The following is an 18158-nucleotide window of genomic DNA, read 5'->3' as shown; positions in this document are numbered from 1 at the left end:
TGCAGGGGAACTCTCGAATAACGGTTTTTCGGCCCGAGAACCGACATAATCGTTATTATGTGCGATTCTCGCCGACTGACAAGGAATATAGAGTTAACAAAGGGTTTATACCGCGTCCCGAGCAGCCCCTGCTCGCCGGCAAAACATGCGTGTTTCTCCTTCATTCTTAGGCACTTAGATAGCCGCTTGCGCTCCGCCAGGCGCCAGCACTTTTCCAGGGGAGAAATACGGCCGTTCGCCTGGCTACCAAACGTCACCGCGAAATAGCGGTCGTATTGCTCCCCGCGACTCACCCGACTCAGCCTTGGTGAATATATTCGAGTTCTGAGTTGCTGCGGTTGCCCGGAAAGAGAGCCGGGGCACATAACTTTACTGCCAACTTCTTCATGGGGCCCAACAACTGGTTCTGCTCGACTTGCTTTCACCATCTGTCCCTCTCGGCGGCGTACTGTCCGTTACAGGCCATGCCCCGCAAAAATAGAAGGTGATTCTTCCTGACCGTCCAGAAGATTGGGATTGACAATGGGTTGAAAAGACCCTGCCTGGCTCAGGTGAGCCGAAGGATTACTTTCGCAAATTTGTATTTGTCCGCTGAGGGTTAGACGCGGATCACGGCCGTCTATGGACACGAATTGTTCTCCTGTGAATCCTACAAGACGCAAGTGGGGCTTCGGGTCTGCAAAGGCAGACGTGACGCGACGCAACGCCCGACGCGTTCCAGGGAACCTTGTAGGATCCTACAACTGCCACTCGAATCCGATTCGTGCTGATTTCCCCGCGGTCCAACAACGACGGAGAAATTCATGCAGATTCTCGCGATCTCAAAGCCGCGAAATATCGAAGAAGCCCAACTTCTCCGCAGCCATCACCAACTGCGCGCCCGCGTCTTTTCCGATCGTTTGGGCTGGGAAGTCAATGTCGTCGGAGGCTGTGAGTCAGATACTTTCGACGATCTTCAACCCACCTACATCCTAGCCGTATCGAGCAACGATCGAGTGGTTGGATGTGCTCGCCTACTGCCTGCGCTCGGCCCCACGATGGTGGCCAACGTTTTCCCCTCGCTCCTTTCTGCCGGTCACCTCGACGCTCATTCCTCCATGGTCGAGAGCTCGCGCTTTTGCGTGGACACCTTCCTTGCTGAGAGCAGGGGAGACGGCTCCATTCATGAGGCGACGCTCACAATGTTCGCGGGGATCATCGAATGGTCGGTGGCAAACCGCTACACCGAAATCGTCACGGTGACGGATCTTCGGTTCGAACGGATCCTCGCCCGCGTCGGTTGGCCGCTTCAGCGCATTGGCGAGCCAAGGCCGATCGGAGCGACCGTGGCCGTGGCGGGCACTATGCCGGCAAAGGCAGACACATTCATGAGGCTCCGCCCCGCCAACTACCGCTCTCAAATCATCAGCACTTTTGGCCAATCAGCGTAAGGAGAAATCAGTGGAACAGCTTCGCTCTCATCCTCGCCTCGTCCGCAAGCTTCAGGAGGCGCTTGGCGACCAGCTCTGCGTTGCTTTGGACGATAGCAACGTAGTCGAGATAATGCTGAATCCCGATGGTAAGCTGTTCATAGAACGGCTCGGGCACGGCGTCGCGCCCGCTGGCGAGATGTCGTCGGCTGCGGCGGAAATGGTGATCGGGACGGTCGCTCATGCACTCCAATCCGAAGTGGACACCGAACAACCCATCATTTCCGGTGAGCTTCCGATCGGCGGACATCGTTTCGAGGGTCTATTGCCGCCAGTGGTCGCGAAGCCCTCCTTCACAATCCGTCGTCGGGCATCTCGCCTGATCCCACTCGACGACTATGTCCGCTCCGGTGTGATGACCGAGGCCCAGGCTGCGACGATCCGCAGCGCCATTGACTCACGCCTCAACATCATCATTTCCGGTGGAACTGCCTCCGGCAAAACGACGCTCGCAAATGCAGTAATCCATGAGATCGTAAGGAGCGCGCCGGAAGACCGGCTCGTCATCCTCGAAGACACCGCCGAAATCCAGTGTGCGGCCGACAACGCCGTGCTTCTTCGTACCAGCGATACGGTTGACATGGCGCGGCTGCTCAAGAGCACGATGCGCCTGCGTCCCGACCGAATAGTCGTCGGCGAGGTGCGCGATGGTGCTGCCCTCACCTTGCTCAAGGCATGGAACACCGGACATCCAGGCGGCGTGGCAACAATCCACTCGAACACGGCGACTTCCGCGCTCCGGCGCCTGGAGCAGCTGACGGCCGAAGCAAGCCAACAGCCGATGCACGAGGTGATCGGGGAGGTTGTCGACCTCATCGTTTCCATCGAGCGTACGCCGCGAGGCCGGCGTGTGCGCGACATCATCCAGGTCGAGCGCTTCGCCAACGGCCGATACGAGATCGAATCCGACCAACTCACCGAAGAACGGGAGGCGCGGCATGTCGCGTAAGAATGAATTTATCTCCATCGCGCTTCTTGCTTCGCCACTCATTTTGGCGTCGGTAGCACCGGCACTGGCCAGTTCAGGCGGCAGTCTGCCCTGGGAAGGACCGCTCGAGCAGATCCAGGAGTCCATCACGGGGCCAGTCGCGGGCTACATAGCACTTGCGGCAGTCGCGATCGCCGGCGGCATGCTGATTTTCGGCGGTGAGCTGAACGATTTCGCGCGGCGGCTGATGTATGTCGTGCTTGTTGCCGGCATCCTCCTCGGCGCCACGACCATTGTCGGCCTGTTCGGCGCGACCGGCGCTTCGATCGGCCTGACCAATGATCGCGTCACTTCGACGCGCCCGAGTGCAGAAGGGGAGGGGGCACATGGCTGAGGCGCTATCCGAACGTTACCGCAATCGCATTCACCGTGCGCTCTCCCGGCCGAACCTCCTGATGGGCGCGGACCGGGAACTGGTTTTGATCACCGGGCTTGCCGCGGTCATCCTGATCTTTGTGGTGCTGACTGTCTACTCGGCGCTCTTCGGGGTTGTCGTGTGGATCGTGATCGTCGGCTTGCTCCGCATGATGGCGAAGTCCGATCCGCTGATGCGGCAGGTCTATGTCCGGCACATTTCCTACAAACCCTACTACAAGGCGACCACCTCTCCGTGGCGGCGGTATTGAGGAGGCTGGTATGGTCGCGCTCAAACGGTTTCGGGCAACCGGCCCATCCTTCGCGGATCTCGTCCCCTATGCCGGCCTGGTCGACAACGGCGTGCTTCTGTTGAAAGACGGAAGCCTGATGGCCGGCTGGTATTTTGCCGGGCCGGACTCCGACAGCGCCACAGACTTCGAACGCAACGAACTATCGCGCCAGATCAACGCAATCCTGCCCCCTATGGCAAGGGCTTTTTGTCGGGTGGTTTGATCGGTTGCTTTCATATGTCCGGCCTGTTTGTGCGGTATGAAGTTTGACCGCTGGCCCTGATGGAAATCCGCCGATGAGGACCCTGATCAAGCTGGCGCGCGTTTGAAGCGCATTGAATCAGACGGGTTGGCCTCACCATTGGCTCGATCGTTACACATCATCGACTGCCGTTACCAATTCCGGTTCTCTGGGATTGAACTCAGGCGATCATTTCATGGGCCCGATAGGCTTCCTTGCGGGTCAGCACGACCCATGCGATCCGCGCGAGTTTATTGGCGAGGGCAACGGAGACCAGCCTGAACGGCTTTTTCTCCAGGAGCTTTCTGATCCAGTTCGCCAGGGGCGTTGCCTTGTCCTTCGTATGACGGATAACGGCGGTGGCGCCGACGACGAGCAACCTCCGCAAGTATCGGTCTCCCTGCTTGGAGATGCCGCCGAGCTGGGTTTTTCCTCCGGTCGAACACTGCTGCGGCGTCAGGCCGAGCCAGGCGGCAAATTGCCTGCCGGAGCGGAATTGCTCGGGATCGGTGACGGTGGCGGCGACCGCCGTGGCTGTGACTATGCCGAGGCCGGGGATAGCGGAGAGCCGGCGACTGGCCTCGCTGTCGGCATGCCAAGCGAGAAGTTGCTGATCCAGCGCAGCGATCTCATCGGCAAACACCAGGATCTGCCGGATCAGAATGTCCAGCGTGGTCCGGGCATAGGAGGGCAAGCTGCTCTCGCCAGACAGCGCTTGCTGCGCCAATTTTGCCAGATTGGCAATGCCTGGATTGGCGACTAAGCCGAGTTCAGCCAGATGCGCCCGCAACGCATTTGCGACCATGGTGCGTTGGCGAACGAGCAGCGACCTGGCGCGATGAGTCATGAGAATGCTCTGCTGCGCCACCGTCTTCACAGGCACGAACCGCATCGTCGGGCGCTGCACGGCTTCGCAGATTGCCTCGGCATCCAGCGCGTCGCTCTTGCCGCGTTTGACATAGGGCTTCACGTAGGATGGGGGAATGAGCCGGACCTCGTGCCCCATGGCGGCGAGCGTCCGAGCCCAATGGTGCGCTGTGCCACACGCTTCCATTCCGATTAGGCAGGGTGGCAGCTTCGAGAAGAACGGCAGCATCTGCTTGCGATGCAGCCGTTTCACCAGCACGGTTGCGCCTGTCTCATCGACACCATGCGCCTGAAACACGCTCTTGGCCAAATCCAATCCAACGGTCGTGATCTGCATTGTCAACGCTCCTCTTTTGCTGCGGGTAACTGGCCGGCATCATAGCGGCAACCGCCGGCGCGGGGCGTCCACATCATCAAGTCGAAGCCGCCCGTATCCCGACGTACGATTATCCCTCGGAAGTCCGCTGCCATTTCCCCGATGCTGTGACGCGCGCAATTGACGCTGAGCGACGGGCGCATTTCGCGCGCGAGCGAGGACATTTCGAAAGCAAGCATGCGCTCATCCTGACCTATCGGCCGTCGGAGGCCAAAAAGACAGCGCTCAGCAAATACATCTACTCGGACGAGGAGAGCCGTAGGAAGACCTATGCGGACACTGTGCTCTTCATTTTCAAGAACGCCATCCGCGAGATCGAGCAGTATTTCGCCAACACCCTTTCGATCCGGCGCATGGAAACGCGCGAGGCCGCCGAGAGGGGAGGGGAGCGTGTCGCCCGCTATGATGAACTGCTGCAATTTATCCGATTCTGCATCACCGGCGAAAACCATCCGATCCGATTGCCAGCTGCTCCCATGTATCTCGACTGGATCGCGACCGCCGAACTCGAGCATGGTCTGACGCCGAAGGTCGAGAACCGATTCCTCGGTGTCGTGGCGATCGACGGGCTCCCCGCCGAGAGCTCGCCGGGCATCCTCAACAGCCTCGACCTCATGCCTTTGACGTATCGCTGGTCGTCGCGCTTCATCTTCCTTGATGCGGAAGAGGCGCGTCAGAAGCTCGAACGCACGCGCAAGAAGTGGCAGCAGAAGGTCCGGCCGTTCTTCGACCAGCTATTTCAGACGCAAAGCCGGTCGGTCGACCGGGACGCCATGACAATGGTGGCCGAAACCGAAGATGCCATCGCGCAAGCGTCTTCGCAGCTTGTCGCCTATGGCTATTACACACCCGTGATCATTCTCTTCGACAGTGATCGCGAAGCGCTGCAGGAAAAAGCCGAGGCTATCCGCCGGCTGATCCAGGCCGAAGGATTTGGGGCGAGGATCGAAACGCTCAACGCGACCGAGGCCTATCTCGGGAGCTTGCCCGGCAACTGGTATTGCAATATCCGCGAACCGCTGATCAACACCAGCAATCTCGCCGATCTCATTCCGCTGAACTCCGTGTGGTCGGGAAGCCCGGTCGCACCTTGCCCTTTCTATCCTCCCAATTCTCCGCCACTGATGCAGGTTGCAAGCGGTTCGACACCGTTCCGGCTGAACCTGCATGTCGACGACGTCGGCCACACACTGATCTTTGGTCCGACGGGGTCCGGCAAATCCACGCTGCTGGCGCTGATCGCGGCACAGTTCCGACGCTATGATCGTTCCCAGATCTTCGCCTTTGACAAAGGAAGCGCGCTCCTACCGCTGACGCTGGCTGCCGGGGGCGATCATTACGAGATCGGCGGCGACAATGCGGAAGGGCGTAAGGCACTGGCCTTTTGTCCGCTGTCGGATCTCGAAAGTGACGCCGATCGGGCTTGGGCCGCGGAGTGGATCGAGATGCTGGTCGCTCTGCAGGGTGTCACTATCACGCCCGATCATCGCAATGCCATGTCCCGCCAGGTCACCCTCATGGCCAGCGCTCCCGGGCGATCGCTCTCCGATTTCGTGAGCGGCGTGCAGATGCGCGAGATCAAGGACGCGCTGCATCATTATACGGTCGACGGCCCAATGGGTCAGCTTCTCGACGCCGAACAGGATGGCCTCACCCTCGGCGCCTTCCAGACCTTCGAAATCGAGCAGCTCATGAACATGGGCGAGCGGAACCTCGTCCCGGTGCTGACCTATCTGTTTCGGCGCATCGAAAAGCGGCTCGATGGATCCCCGAGTCTGATCTTGCTCGACGAGGCCTGGCTGATGCTCGGCCATCCAGTTTTCCGCAGTAAAATCCGGGAGTGGCTGAAGGTGCTACGCAAGGCGAATTGCGCTGTCGTGCTTGCGACCCAGTCGATCTCGGATGCCGAGCGGTCCGGAATTATCGACGTCCTGAAGGAGTCCTGCCCGACGAAGATCTGCCTTCCGAATGGGGCCGCTCGCGAACCCGGGACGCGCGAGTTCTACGAACGGATCGGCTTCAACGAGCGGCAGATCGAGATCGTTTCGAACGCCACTCCCAAGCGCGAATACTATGTCGTCACCCCTGAAGGCCGGCGGCTTTTTGATATGGTGCTCGGTCCGGTGGCGCTTAGTTTCGTTGGCGCATCCGGCAAGGAAGATCTGAAGCGCATCCGAACACTTCATTCCGAATACGACCGCGACTGGCCGGTCCACTGGCTTCAGATGAGAGGAGTTCACGATGCCGCGTCGCTGTTCAATGTCGAATAAATTGCTCGCCGGTCTGGCGGTCGTCGCCGTAACGGTCGGCACAGGCGAGCCGGTCGGTGCCGGCACCGCCACTGGCGCCGCAACCGAGTGGACGCAGGTTCTCAACAATGGGGAGCTGGTTGCTCTGGTGGGGAAGTCCAATGAGCAAATTCAGAACCAACTCACCCAGATCAGCCAGCTCGCACAACAGATCGAGACGCAGCTGAACATCTATCAGAACCTGCTCCAGAACACGGCGACGCTTCCGTCTCATATGTGGGGGCAGGTCGAGCGTGATCTCAATCGGCTCCGCAGCATCGTCGATCAAGGTCAGAGCATCGCCTTTTCCATGGGCAACGCCGACGACGTACTGCAGCAGCGGTTCCAGAGCTATGCAACCCTCAAGACCAACCTGCCAAGGAATGAGACATTCTCCTCGACTTATGAAACCTGGTCGGACACCAACCGCGATACGATTGCCAGCACGCTGAATGCGGCGAGCCTCACGGCCGATCAGTTCGACAGCGAGGAAACGACAATGTCCTCGCTGCGCTCGATGTCAGAGACCGCTGACGGGCAGATGAAGGCTCTGCAGGTGGGCCACGAAATCGCGGCCCAACAGGTCGGGCAGATGCAAAAGCTCCGCGGCCTTGTCTCGCAGCAGATGACCATGATGGGAACCTGGCTCCAGACGGAGCAGACCGACAAGGACCTGGCGCAAGCACGGCGGGAAAAATTCTTCAACGCCGACGTCAAGAGCATTCCGGAAGGTCAGAAAATGGAGCCACGCTGGTGAGCCGCGCCGTTATCATTGCCTTAGTGATCCTCGTCCCTGCGGTTTCGACCACAGCGACAGCGCTGATCGTCAACTCCAGAGCCTCCAACCCATCCGCACCTGAGGAGCAACGCACCGCCAAAGAAAAATTCTTCGGCGCGGGGAAGGCGCTTCCGCCGATCAAGGATGGTCAGGAGATGGGTCCAAGATGGTGAAGATCAGTCTTGCACGTTCGTTGCTGATTGCAGGCTTGGCTTATGTCGCCTTCGAGGCACGCGCTTTCGCGCAGGAAGGACTAGTCCTCACGGAGTTGGAGAACCACATCTCGGCAGCCGCGAAAGGATGGGAAACCACCATCCTTGACGCGGCGAAATCGCTGTTTTGGATTTTGGCCACCATCGAGATCGGCATCGCAGCCATCTCGCTGGCGCTCCAGGCGGCTTCGCTCGACAGCTGGTTTGCTGAGCTTGTCCGGCGGATCATGTTCGTCGGATTTTTTGCTTTCGTTCTGACGCAGGGCCCGACCTTCGCGCGCGCCGTGATCGATAGCCTGTTCCAGATCGGCGCTGGCGGGGGCTCGGCATCCCCCGCTGAAATCTTCGACGCTGGCATTCGGGTCGCCTCACAAATGTCGCAGCAAGCCCAGTTCGACGTCTTCGAGGACAATGCGCTCGCAATCGCTGCGGTGCTGGCGATGGGTGTCGTGGTCATCTGCTTTTCGCTGGTTGCAGCAATTTTCGTGTCGGTCATGGTCGAGATGTATGTCGGCCTGCTCGCTGGCATGATCATGCTTGGGCTTGGCGGTTCCTCTTTCACGAAAGACTTCGCTGTCCGATATCTTGTCTATGCCTTCGGCGTCGGCATGAAACTGATGGCGCTCGTGATGATAGCTAAGATTGGATCGCAGGTCCTCTTGGGCCGGGCGAATGCTCCAACCGCGTCTTCCGACCAATTTGTCACGACCCTGGCGATCGCCGGCATCTCCGTCGTGGTTTTCATCATCGCCATGTACGTGCCGAGCATCATCCAAGGTGTAGTGCAAGGCGCCTCGGTTTCCGGGGGGATGGAAACGATCCGTCACGGCGGCCAGGCGGCATCCTTCGCCGCCGGCGCTGGGTTCCTCGCGGGCGGCGCCGCGAGAACGGGTTTCACGGCCGGTCAGTCGGCACGAGCGGCGGGTTCATCCCTCGCCGGCGCGGCGCTTCGGGGTTTCGGCGCGGGGATCGGATCCGCCAGCAGTGCTGCTGGTTCTGCCGCCAAGGAAAAGGCGATCGGTTCACCCGGCGCCTATGCCGGATCAATCCTCGGCCTCGCCAACGCCAAGCTCGATGAGAGCCGGGGCGGTCATAGCGGGCACAAGCCACCTCCCGAACGCAAAGACTAACAGCAATCAGAAAGTGATAGACGATGGCAGCGAACCGCGCCCCCGAAAACCCCTATCTTGCCGCGCGGCAGGAATGGACGGAACGATACGGATCCTATGTGCGAGCCGCCGCGGCATGGCGCACAGTCGGCATTCTGGGCCTGGCCATGGCCGTAATCGGTTTCGGATATGCTATGTATCTCAGCACCGAGGTCAAGCTCGTGCCTTACATCGTCCAGGTCGACAAGCTTGGCACGTCGGTCACGACCGGTTTCCCCGAACAGATTGAATATGCGGATGTGCGGGTAGTGCGCGCCACGCTCGGCAATTTCGTGACCAGCTTCCGTTCGATCACGCCGGACGCCGCGGTGCAGAAACAATATATCGACCGCACCTACGCGCTCCTTCGGACCTCGCATCCATCGACGGAGAAGATCAACGCCTGGTTCCGAGGCAATTCGCCATTCGAGAAGGCGAAAACCGCAACGGTCGCGATCGAAGTCAACAACATCGTGGCGCTCTCAAACCAGACCTATCAGATCGACTGGACCGAATACGAACGGGACCGCAAGGGCAAGGAGATCGGCACGCGCCGGTTCCGGGGCATCGCGACGGTGACACTCACCGCGCCGCAGGACGAGGCAACCATCCGCCTCAATCCAATCGGCCTTTATGTCCGGGATTTTGACTGGACAGCGCAGCTTTAAGGGCAGGGGAATTCTCAATGCACAGAACCGGATTGATCGCAGCCGCCGGCTGCCTGGCAACACTCGTCTTTGCGAGCGCCGCTGAAGCGCAGAGCATGACCACCAATGAGGTGAAGGGCACCAGTATTTCGAGGAAATGGCGCGGCACGGCCGGGTTGGTGACGACTGGTCCCGACGGCAAGGTCATCTTCCTGTACGGCGAGACGCAGCCGTCGGTCGTCTGCTCGCCCTTGCAGGTCTGCGATATCGAATTGCAAGGCGGCGAAATCGTCCGTGACGTTCTCGTTGGCGATAGCGTGCGCTGGAAGGTCGAACCTGCGACATCGGGTGCCATAGGCGGGCAGGCGATCCACCTGATCGTCAAGCCATCGGAGCCCGGACTTGTGACCTCGATGGTGGTCACGACGTCGCGCCGCACCTATCACATCCAGCTGAAATCCCATCCGAGCCAGTATATGGCCCGGGTCGGTTTCGAGTATACGGAGGACGTTTCGACGAAGCTTGCTGACATCAATTCAAGGCTCGAGACCGGCGGCATTCCAGGAACGGCACCCGACAAGCCGAACTTCTCCTACTCGGTCAGCGGGAGCGCGCCGTGGAAGCCGAAACGGGTCTATTCGGACGGCGCAAAAACCTACGTCCAATTCTCGAAATCGATCTCCGGACAGGACGCGCCGGTGCTCTTCGTCGTCAGCGGCGGCCAAAACCGCATCGTCAACTACCGCATGAAGAATGACATGATGATCGTGGACTACGCGGTCGACAAGGCGATCCTCGTCTCCGGCGTCGGCTGGCGGCAGCAGAAGATCACTATTCGGCGGGGAGGCTGAACGATGCGGAAGCTTCTGATCTCCTTCGTTACGGTGGCTATTCTTTCCGGCTGCCAAACGGCCGAGGACGGGCTGACGACCAGTTCCACGCCAACCACCGTCACCGGGCCCGCGGCGAGCGCGATTGCCGGCGATATGGCAAGCCGGCTCGCCGAGCAGATCGGCCCGTCTGCGACGACGACCATCAAGATCGAAAAAGACTCGTCGGATTTCGCGAGCGCGCTTGAGGCGGCGCTGAAAGGCTGGGGCTATACGGTCGTGACTGATGGCAAGGTCGGCAGGGTCGGCAAGGACGTGAAACTGGTCGAGCTCGGCTATTCGATCGACGGTGTTGACGGTCAGGTGCTCGCGCGACTTTCGACGCCCTCTATCGCGCTTGGCCGGGCCTACTCGGCAACGGCAGCGGGTGCTGTGCCGGCAAGTCCGCTTTCCATCATGCAGCGCAACTGACGGAGACAGATATGGTCCAGTCTCTGCGGCTTGGTGCCGCCAACGAGACAGAAGATCAGAACGGCATGCGCCGTCTCAATCGCCTGCCGATCATCGTCGCCATCGTCATCGTTGCGCTGTTCGTCGGCGTCGTCGTCATCGGACTGGCATGGCGCGGTCTTCCGTTCAACCGCAACAATGATATCCACAGCGCATCGAATACCCCGGCAACGAATTTCGGCGACCAGCTCAAGCGCGGCGTCACCGACGGTATCATCGGCGAGCCGGTGGAACGGGAAGCGTTTCAGCCGACGCCCGCCATGAAACAGAAGGTCGACAAGGAACCGACTGTCGTCGACCGGCCTACGGAACCGGAAGAGCGACGCGCGCGGCTCGAAACGGAGGAAGAATGGAAGGCGCGCCTGAAGCGCGAGCAGGACGAACAAATTATCCGCGAGGTCCAGCGGCAGCGGATGGCCCGGCTGCAGGCACGAGCAACCGCTTTGGACTCGCCGTTGAAGGTGGATATTTCCGATGTCGAGAAAGTAGCCAGGAACGCCAGTGACACCGGTCAAAATCCCACGGCAGCAACCAACAATGCGTCGGACCTCTACGCCGCCGCCATGAAATCGGGGATCATGGGCGAGAACCTCGATCCGAACGCCCAGGCGTCGAAGGAGGATTTCTTCAACCAGGACATCAAGGATGTTGGCTACCTCCCAAATCGGGTCGTGCCGCAGATGTCGGTCTATGAGTTGAAGCGCGGCTCGGTCATTCCCGCCACCTTGATCACCGGCCTCAATTCCGACCTCCCGGGTCGCATCACAGCGCAGGTCAGCCAGAATGTCTATGACAGCGCCACCGGCTACCGGTTGCTTATCCCGCAGGGCGCCAAACTGTTCGGGCGCTATGACTCAAAGGTCTCGTTTGGCCAGGAGCGCGTTCTCGTCGTCTGGACCGATCTCATTTTCCCAAATGGATCGACCCTGCAGATTGGCGGTATGCTGGCACGGACGCCGAGGGCTATGGTGGCTTCAAGGACAAGGTCGACCGGCATCTCTGGCGCACTTGGAGTTCGGCAGCGCTGATCGCGCTGATTGGGACCGGAATCGACATGTCGATGCCCGAGAGCTCGACGCTGGCGACACAGGATACTGCCTCAGACGCCGTACGCCGAAACTTCGCTGAATCGTTCGGCCGGGTGGCTGAGCAGACCATATCGAAGAACCTGAACGTCCAGCCAACAATCCGCATCCGACCCGGCTATAAGTTCAATGTCCTCGTTGACCAGGACATCATCTTTCCGTCCGCCTATCGTGACAATTAGCGGCGCAGGGCCCACAGATCTGATCTCCGTATCTGCCGCTGGTTGGCGCGCGGTGTGGCGCTACAATCACTGCAGCGCAAAACCTTTCCTCACTTGTACTATTTCTAGGCCGACGTGGCTTGAAAGCTGCATCTCCACAGGTAGTGCTAATGTACATGGTCCGAGGGAATACTCCGCATGCTGTATTAACCTGCGGTTGCCGCAAAAAGTAATTGTGTGCGTAAATCGCAGTCATGACCCGATTGCCCAAACGGCCGCTCGTTTCGCAAAGGACGAGCTCGGCGGTCAAGAAGATAGGAGAGATGTCCGTGAACGGAAACCTTCGCTCGCTCATCGATATGCTGGAAGCCGCGCAAGATGGGCACATGATCAAGATTGCTCTTAGAAGCTTCGCGCATTCCTGCGGGTATGACAGGTTCGCCTACCTGCAAAAAGACGGCACCCAGGTTAGGACGTTCCATTCCTATCCCGGACCATGGGAAAGCATCTACCTCGGTAGCGACTATTTCAACATCGATCCCGTGCTGGCGGAAGCAAAGCGCCGGCGGGACGTTTTTTTCTGGACCGCCGACGCTTGGCCTGCCCGAGGATCGTCTCCTCTTCGGCGGTTTCGTGACGAGGCAATCAGCCACGGCATTCGCTGCGGCGTCACCATTCCCGTGGAGGGAAGCTACGGATCCGCGATGATGCTGACCTTCGCATCGCCGGAAAGGAAAGTGGACATTTCGGGCGTGCTCGATCTCCCAAAAAGGCAGTTCAATTGCTGATGATGGTGCACTACCAATTGAAGATCATTGCGGCGAAAACGGTGCTTAATCCCAAGCAAATGCTGTCGCCGCGCGAGATGCTTTGCCTGGTGTGGGCTTCGAAGGGAAAAACTGCGTCCGTAACCGCCAACCTCACTGGAATCAATGCCAGAACCGTGCAGCACTATCTCGATAAAGCACGTGCAAAGCTTGACGCGGAATCAGTGCCGCAACTCGTTGCCATTGCCAAGGATCGCGGCCTGGTCTGAGTTCTAGTTGTCATCGTCGAAAGGCACGTCGGGCACAAAGCCAAGCGCGTCCAGAATGTCCGATAGCTCCTCCTGTTGGGCCTCCGACCTCTTCTGGCGTGCAACGTACTCATCCTGGAGCGTCTGGAGGACCGGACCGGAAATCGACGGATCGTCGCTTGCGCGCAACCACTCCTCGTAAACGGCCTGATCGGCCCAGAGGAGCCGGCGGTGTTCGCGAATCGCGGAAACTGCCAGTGCCTCAAGCTCTGACTTGGTCATGACACTGTAGCGCGCTTCTTTCTCCTTGCTTTCGTCGTTCACCTCGGATGAGCCCATATCGTTCATCCGCTTCTCCCTGATTTGATTTCCTCACTGCCCAGCACCCAAGGTCGGCATTGTATCGGTCTAGCCGCTACAGCCAAATTCTCTGGGCTTGAGGCAAGGCAGTTGAATCTAAACTCGACATTTAAACAACTGCTTCGAGCCGACGGGCGTTCCGAGCCGCCGCGTTTACATACTTTAGTTGATAAACTTATGGTGTGTAAACGACGATCTTTCAGCGCATGGATATGCGCAAGCTGGTCGGCTCTAATTTCGCCCGCCTGCGTCGGGAGAAGGGCCTGACACAGGAAGAGGTCGAAGCTCGTTCCGGTTTCAGCCAACAATATCTGAGCAGCCTTGAGCGCGGGCGACGCAACCCTACCGTGATTACTCTTTATGAGCTGGCTCAAGCCTTGGGTGTTAGTCACGTCGAGTTGGTTACCCCGACTGATGAGACTCCGTTTGGCACGCGATGAGGCGAATAATCCTACTGCAGGGTAAAATCGAGCGTATGCGCCGCTTACATCCCATTGATTTCGCGTGTTTGTGAACATTGAGGATTCTGCCAGAAGGTTTTCGGCAAGAGCTGGAGATTTGGGATGGCGGATGGTGATGGTTGCAAGGCGTCCCATGCGAAGAGCCGTTTTGATGCGGCTGTTCTCACGCAGGGTCAGTTCCTCCGATAGAAGGATGTCGATTGCTTCCAGGGCTGAGAGTTCGCCATGCTCGAGGCGGCGGACCACGTGGTCGAGCGCCTCGAGAGCACGCGGCATCTTGAGGCCGACGAGATCGTGACGGATGCGTTCGATCATCGACGGCATAGCATCAAGGGCGGCGCTCATCGGCGGGTCTCCCGAGCCATAGCCGTTGCAACAGCGTCATGACCATGCCGTCACGCGAGATTCGCCGCTCCAGCTTCAGGACCGATCGGAAACGGGCCAGGGGAAGTGGCCGTAGATGAGATCGCTCTTCGGCGAAAGCCTCATTGACGACGCGCAAGGTCGTGGCATGCACCCTGGGATTGGCGACGGTATCCAGCCAATGGCGCAGCTGCGCGTTCAGGTCATCAAGGTTGCGGAACGAGCGAGCCAGGAAGAAGTCTTCGCGTATGTAGCGGAATGGCCTCTCGACCTTGGCTTTCTTTCAAGTCCAGGACTGCAGTTCGTACTGACACTCAAGCGCGTATAGAATTCGAGGTCACGCACCCGTTCCATCCGTGGCGCGGCCAGCGCTTCGTGTTGTCGACACGCAAGCAGAACTGGGGCGAGGACCGCGTCATGTTCTACGACGCGGATGGGCGGCTTCGCTCTCTGCTTGCGTCATGGACGGACGTCGCTGCCCCCGATGTTTTCATTGAGATCGCGGCCGGTAGGTCGTTCGTGCGTCCAGATGATCTGGCAACCCTGGCGGCATTGATCGAGCAAATCGAGCGCAGCCATGGCGGCTGAATGCGTGTCAGGCAATTTATGCCGCTTTGGTGACAGCGGTATAGCCGCCGCTGTAGCCGCGCTCCTTCAGCTCGCGCAGAAGTCGTCGCGCCGTTAGCCCAGGATAGGCCGCCACGCGCTCCCGAAGATAAGCAGCGAATGGGTCTATCACCGTCGCGCGTGGTCTCCTTGGCCCATAGGCCGGCGCTTCCAGACCGCGATCGATATACTTGCGGACAGTCTTTCGGTCCGCGCCGGTCTGCCTGGCGATCGCCGACACCGATAAGCCTTGTCGATGCAAATCCAAGATCATCATCATCTCCCCGAGCTTGATCACCAACATCCCCCTTCCGACAATCGGAAGTAGTATCGGTGATGACATGCGACCAATCTTCCGGGGCGCGCCCCGGAAGACCGGTCACGGCGCAAACTGGGGAAGATTCAAACGGCACATTTGGGGAGTATTGATCCGGTATCGATAACAATCTCGCGATCGGGCTGACGGATTGGGCACCGTAAAGTTAACCGACGGCTGAGGAAGATGTGCGTACATGGGCCATGTCAGAAGTTGCTCGTGATCCGCTTTATCGTCGCCACCGCTATCCCGCTGAGATCATTGCGCACGCGGTATGGCTCTACTTTCGCTTTCCGCTCAGCCTGCGCATGGTTGAGGACATGCTGGCGTCCCGCGGCATCATCGTCACGCATCAGACCATTCGAAGCTGGGCGGAGAAATTCGGACGGCATTTCGCCCGGGAGATCAAGCGACGGTCAGCCGGCTGCCTGGGCGACAAATGGCATCTCGACGAATGTGTGGTGGCCATCAATGGCAAGAAGCAGTGGCTCTGGCGTGCCGTCGATCAGGACGGCTTCGTCCTCGAAGTGCTGGTGCAAAGCCGCCGAAATGCCAAGGCGGCAAAGCGCCTGATGCGCAAGTTGCTGAAGGCTCAAGGGCGGACACCACGGGTCATGATCACCGACAAGCTCCGGTCCTATGATGCCGCCAGGCGCGACCTCATGCCCGGTGTCGAACACCGGTCGCACAAAGGCCTAAATAATCGAGCGGAAAATTCGCACCAGCCGACCCGACGACGCGAAAGGACCATGAAACGCTTCAAGTCGGCACGCCAGCTTCAGCGGTTCGTTTCCATGATCCGATTGCCAACCTGTTCCACTTTCCCCGCAATACGCTGTCATCGGCTCAACATCAAGACCTGCGTAACGCCGCCATGCAAATCTGGAGCAAAATCGCGTGTGTCGCCGCAGCCTGACAGCCGTCCCCGCCAGCTATCGCTGCATCAATCCGCTGATAACTTTACAGTGCCTTTACATCGCCACGACGGGGTGCCAGTGGCGGATGATGCCCAAGGATTTTCCGCCTTTTACAACTGTCCAGTCCTATTTCTACGAATGGCGAGCGACAGGGTTATGGGGTCGGATCAACCATCATCTTGTGATGGAGGCGCGCGAATTGGAAGGCCGGGAAGCCTCGCCATCTGCTGGCGTGATTGACAGTCAAAGCGTGAAAACCACGGAAAGCGGCGGAATTTCGGGCTATGACGCGGGCAAGAAGATCAAGGGACGGAAGCGTCATATCGTCGTCGACACGCTCGGGTTGATGGTCGGCCTCAGGGTTCACAGCGCCGATATCCAAGATCGCGACGGCGCACCTGCCGTCCTCAAAACCATTCTCAAGCGCTGGCCGTGGCTGAGACATATCTTCGCCGACGGTGGTTATGCCGGACCGAAGCTGAAGGGCGCACTCCAAAAGATCGCTGCCTTCACTCTCCAGATCGTCAAGCGGACCGACAAGGCCAAGGGCTTCGAAGTTCTGCCGCGGCGCTGGGTCGTGGAGCGCACCTTCGCATGGCTTGGCAGATGCCGACGATTGGCTAAGGATTGGGAGAAGTCCATCGCATCAGCCGAGGCTTGGATCACTATCGCCCACATCCGGGTCCTGACACGACGCTTGGCAAGGTACGGATATTGTTGAGACCTTTTCGAGTCAGGCTCTTACAGCCGAGCAAGTCACTGATCGGCTTAAGGCTGATGGCGCCGACAAGCTCAATAGCTCGAAAGAGCGCAGTTTCCGGGTCCAGTACGTAAACTACGTTGTCCATCTTACTCCTTTCCACGGTGAAGCGGTCTATTACCGTCAACTCGATCGAGACGTGATTTGTGACGCCAGGTGCTTGGCTATGCCGCATTCCGCGAGCTAAACAAAATCGATTGTTTGCATGGTATCCATCCGCGCGATGGATGCTGGATGCTCCTCGCCGCTCCGCAAAGGCGTACCTGAGTTCTTGGTCACCCAGATCAGCGTCTCCACTCATCATGTCTGATTAGTACTGCAATCCGCTGCTGCTTTTACGGTGTGGCACCCTGAATAACGTCCGAGCGTGCAAACCGTCGATCGCTGTCGCCCCGTCGGTGCATGCCACAATGCGACAAATTGCCCTTAACTGCGGCAAGCGGTCCGCTATCTCGCGCCGCCTTCCTGCGCAATCATGATGTTAGGTAGAATGCACGGTAATCGCCCTGATTGGGCGGAAGCTATAAGAGCGGAAGGCAGGCAGCTGATGAGACCACGAAGGGCCACCGTAAGACTGCCGAACGCCTGGCTTCCGGGAGCTGATTGGGCTGATCGCTACGAAGTCCTCGTCTTGTCCGAACGGATGACAGCGGCTGAGGCCGCCTGGCGAGTGCTTGGGAGTGCACCCCGCTGGGTGCGAAACCTTCTGTGCTTTCGAAACCGCCTCGTGCCTTTGATCGGTCTGAACGCAACCGCGGATACGAGGCATTCCGACCTGGTCGCCAGCCTCCCACTCATGCACAGCGACGACAGCCAAACAGTGTTCGGCTATGATGACCATCACCTGCTTTTTCGCCTGGTCGTGGATGTCCGTGAAGGGCCGGCTGATAGCCAGGTCGTTGGAATGACCACCCTGGTGCGCCGCAGAAGTCTTTTGGGCCGGCTCTATCTTGCCGCTGCCATTCCCTTTCATAAGGCGATTATCCCGTCCTTGCTGACGGCGATTGAACGACCCGGCTAAACCACATCCTTGCAACAGGAACATCGCGCCGCTGGTAAGCGCCGTGCGTTTGAGGAAGACCTCAAAGGGCACTGTAAAGTTATCAGCGGATT

The 18158-nt window shown here is 59.1% G+C and carries 15 protein-coding genes and 8 pseudogenes; 18 read left to right on the top strand and 5 right to left on the bottom strand.

Translation table 11 applies throughout. From position 1 onward, the window contains the following. Positions 1 to 803 precede the first annotated feature (803 nt). The 5 genes and pseudogenes from traI to SJ05684_RS29415 form a co-directional block, all read left to right on the top strand. Positions 804 to 1430: an acyl-homoserine-lactone synthase gene (traI, locus tag SJ05684_RS29435; RefSeq protein WP_014858030.1), complete on the top strand. Its 627-nt coding sequence runs from the start codon at positions 804 to 806 to the stop codon at positions 1428 to 1430. 10 nt (positions 1431 to 1440) lie between these two features. Next, positions 1441 to 2418: a P-type conjugative transfer ATPase TrbB gene (trbB, locus tag SJ05684_RS29430; RefSeq protein ID WP_015633597.1), complete on the top strand. Its 978-nt coding sequence runs from the start codon at positions 1441 to 1443 to the stop codon at positions 2416 to 2418. Beyond that, a complete protein-coding gene (locus SJ05684_RS29425; RefSeq protein ID WP_034859524.1) occupies positions 2408 to 2791 on the top strand; it encodes a TrbC/VirB2 family protein in 384 nt (127 codons plus the stop codon). Before trbB ends, SJ05684_RS29425 begins: the two co-directional genes overlap by 11 nt. Then, on the top strand, positions 2784 to 3083 hold the full coding sequence (locus tag SJ05684_RS29420) for a conjugal transfer protein TrbD (RefSeq protein WP_010875429.1): 300 nt from the start codon (positions 2784 to 2786) through the stop codon (positions 3081 to 3083). The genes SJ05684_RS29425 and SJ05684_RS29420 overlap by 8 nt, the downstream gene beginning before the upstream one ends. A 10-nt stretch (positions 3084 to 3093) precedes the next feature. Then, a pseudogene (locus SJ05684_RS29415) lies at positions 3094 to 3291 on the top strand (conjugal transfer protein TrbE); the annotation flags it as partial. A gap of 235 nt (positions 3292 to 3526) precedes the next feature. On the opposite strand, the gene SJ05684_RS29410 reads toward SJ05684_RS29415, so the two are convergent. Then, positions 3527 to 4549: an IS110 family RNA-guided transposase gene (locus SJ05684_RS29410; protein ID WP_014328393.1), complete on the bottom strand. Its 1023-nt coding sequence runs from the start codon at positions 4547 to 4549 to the stop codon at positions 3527 to 3529. Between the two features lie 77 nt (positions 4550 to 4626). Here SJ05684_RS29410 and SJ05684_RS29405 point away from each other — a divergent pair. From SJ05684_RS29405 to SJ05684_RS29930, 9 genes and pseudogenes are all read left to right on the top strand, one after another. After that, positions 4627 to 6858: pseudogene (locus SJ05684_RS29405) on the top strand (conjugal transfer protein TrbE); the annotation flags it as partial. Further along, positions 6830 to 7633 carry a P-type conjugative transfer protein TrbJ gene (gene trbJ / locus SJ05684_RS29400; protein WP_014858035.1) on the top strand — a complete coding sequence of 268 codons (804 nt, stop codon included), beginning with the start codon at positions 6830 to 6832 and terminating at the stop codon, positions 7631 to 7633. The pseudogene SJ05684_RS29405 and the gene trbJ, both read left to right, overlap by 29 nt. Beyond that, a complete protein-coding gene (trbK, locus tag SJ05684_RS29395; protein WP_014858036.1) occupies positions 7630 to 7827 on the top strand; it encodes an entry exclusion protein TrbK in 198 nt (65 codons plus the stop codon). Before trbJ ends, trbK begins: the two co-directional genes overlap by 4 nt. Beyond that, positions 7821 to 8996, top strand: a complete 1176-nt coding sequence (gene trbL, locus SJ05684_RS29390; RefSeq protein ID WP_034859627.1) for a P-type conjugative transfer protein TrbL — start codon at positions 7821 to 7823, stop codon at positions 8994 to 8996. Before trbK ends, trbL begins: the two co-directional genes overlap by 7 nt. 23 nt (positions 8997 to 9019) lie before the next feature. Beyond that, on the top strand, positions 9020 to 9682 hold the full coding sequence (locus tag SJ05684_RS29385; protein WP_014858038.1) for a conjugal transfer protein TrbF: 663 nt from the start codon (positions 9020 to 9022) through the stop codon (positions 9680 to 9682). 17 nt (positions 9683 to 9699) lie between these two features. Continuing rightward, positions 9700 to 10512, top strand: a complete 813-nt coding sequence (gene trbG, locus SJ05684_RS29380; protein WP_014858039.1) for a P-type conjugative transfer protein TrbG — start codon at positions 9700 to 9702, stop codon at positions 10510 to 10512. Between the two features lie 3 nt (positions 10513 to 10515). Continuing rightward, positions 10516 to 10962, top strand: a complete 447-nt coding sequence (gene trbH / locus SJ05684_RS29375) for a conjugal transfer protein TrbH (protein ID WP_014858040.1) — start codon at positions 10516 to 10518, stop codon at positions 10960 to 10962. Positions 10963 to 10973: 11 nt separating this feature from the next. Then, a pseudogene (gene trbI / locus SJ05684_RS29370) lies at positions 10974 to 12268 on the top strand (IncP-type conjugal transfer protein TrbI). 302 nt (positions 12269 to 12570) lie between these two features. Then, a pseudogene (locus tag SJ05684_RS29930) lies at positions 12571 to 13283 on the top strand (autoinducer binding domain-containing protein). Between the two features lie 3 nt (positions 13284 to 13286). Here SJ05684_RS29930 and SJ05684_RS29355 read toward each other — a convergent pair. The 3 genes and pseudogenes from SJ05684_RS29355 to SJ05684_RS29340 form a co-directional block, all read right to left on the bottom strand. Further along, positions 13287 to 13610: a transcriptional repressor TraM gene (locus SJ05684_RS29355; protein ID WP_014858045.1), complete on the bottom strand. Its 324-nt coding sequence runs from the start codon at positions 13608 to 13610 to the stop codon at positions 13287 to 13289. Further along, positions 13607 to 14428, bottom strand: coding sequence for an ATP-binding protein (locus tag SJ05684_RS31195; protein WP_014858046.1), 822 nt, complete (start codon positions 14426 to 14428; stop codon positions 13607 to 13609). Before SJ05684_RS31195 ends, SJ05684_RS29355 begins: the two co-directional genes overlap by 4 nt. Positions 14429 to 14468: 40 nt before the next feature. Further along, positions 14469 to 14729: pseudogene (locus SJ05684_RS29340) on the bottom strand (IS21 family transposase); the annotation flags it as partial. On the opposite strand from SJ05684_RS29340, the gene SJ05684_RS30895 reads away from it, so the two are divergent. Then, positions 14705 to 15034 (top strand): DUF5372 family protein, encoded by a 330-nt coding sequence (locus SJ05684_RS30895; protein WP_015633592.1) that lies wholly within the window; start codon positions 14705 to 14707, stop codon positions 15032 to 15034. The pseudogene SJ05684_RS29340 and the gene SJ05684_RS30895 sit on opposite strands and share 25 nt — an antisense overlap. 22 nt (positions 15035 to 15056) lie before the next feature. Here SJ05684_RS30895 and SJ05684_RS29330 read toward each other — a convergent pair. Then, positions 15057 to 15350: pseudogene (locus tag SJ05684_RS29330) on the bottom strand (helix-turn-helix domain-containing protein); the annotation flags it as partial. A 221-nt stretch (positions 15351 to 15571) separates the two neighbouring features. On the opposite strand from SJ05684_RS29330, the pseudogene SJ05684_RS29325 reads away from it, so the two are divergent. The 3 genes and pseudogenes from SJ05684_RS29325 to SJ05684_RS29315 all read left to right on the top strand — a co-directional run. Beyond that, a pseudogene (locus tag SJ05684_RS29325) lies at positions 15572 to 16266 on the top strand (IS6 family transposase); the annotation flags it as partial. 71 nt (positions 16267 to 16337) lie between these two features. Further along, positions 16338 to 17006 (top strand): annotated as a pseudogene (locus SJ05684_RS29320) (IS5 family transposase); the annotation flags it as partial. A gap of 586 nt (positions 17007 to 17592) precedes the next feature. Next, a complete protein-coding gene (locus tag SJ05684_RS29315; RefSeq protein WP_037403195.1) occupies positions 17593 to 18066 on the top strand; it encodes a DUF2867 domain-containing protein in 474 nt (157 codons plus the stop codon). Positions 18067 to 18158: the final 92 nt, after the last annotated feature.

Origin of the sequence: Sinorhizobium sojae CCBAU 05684, from assembly GCF_002288525.1 — a bacterium.
In the GTDB taxonomy this organism is placed as follows: Bacteria; Pseudomonadota; Alphaproteobacteria; order Rhizobiales; family Rhizobiaceae; genus Sinorhizobium; species Sinorhizobium sojae.
The sequence above is the reverse complement of the archived record's forward strand: the minus strand, read 5'-3'. Positions and strand labels throughout refer to the sequence as shown.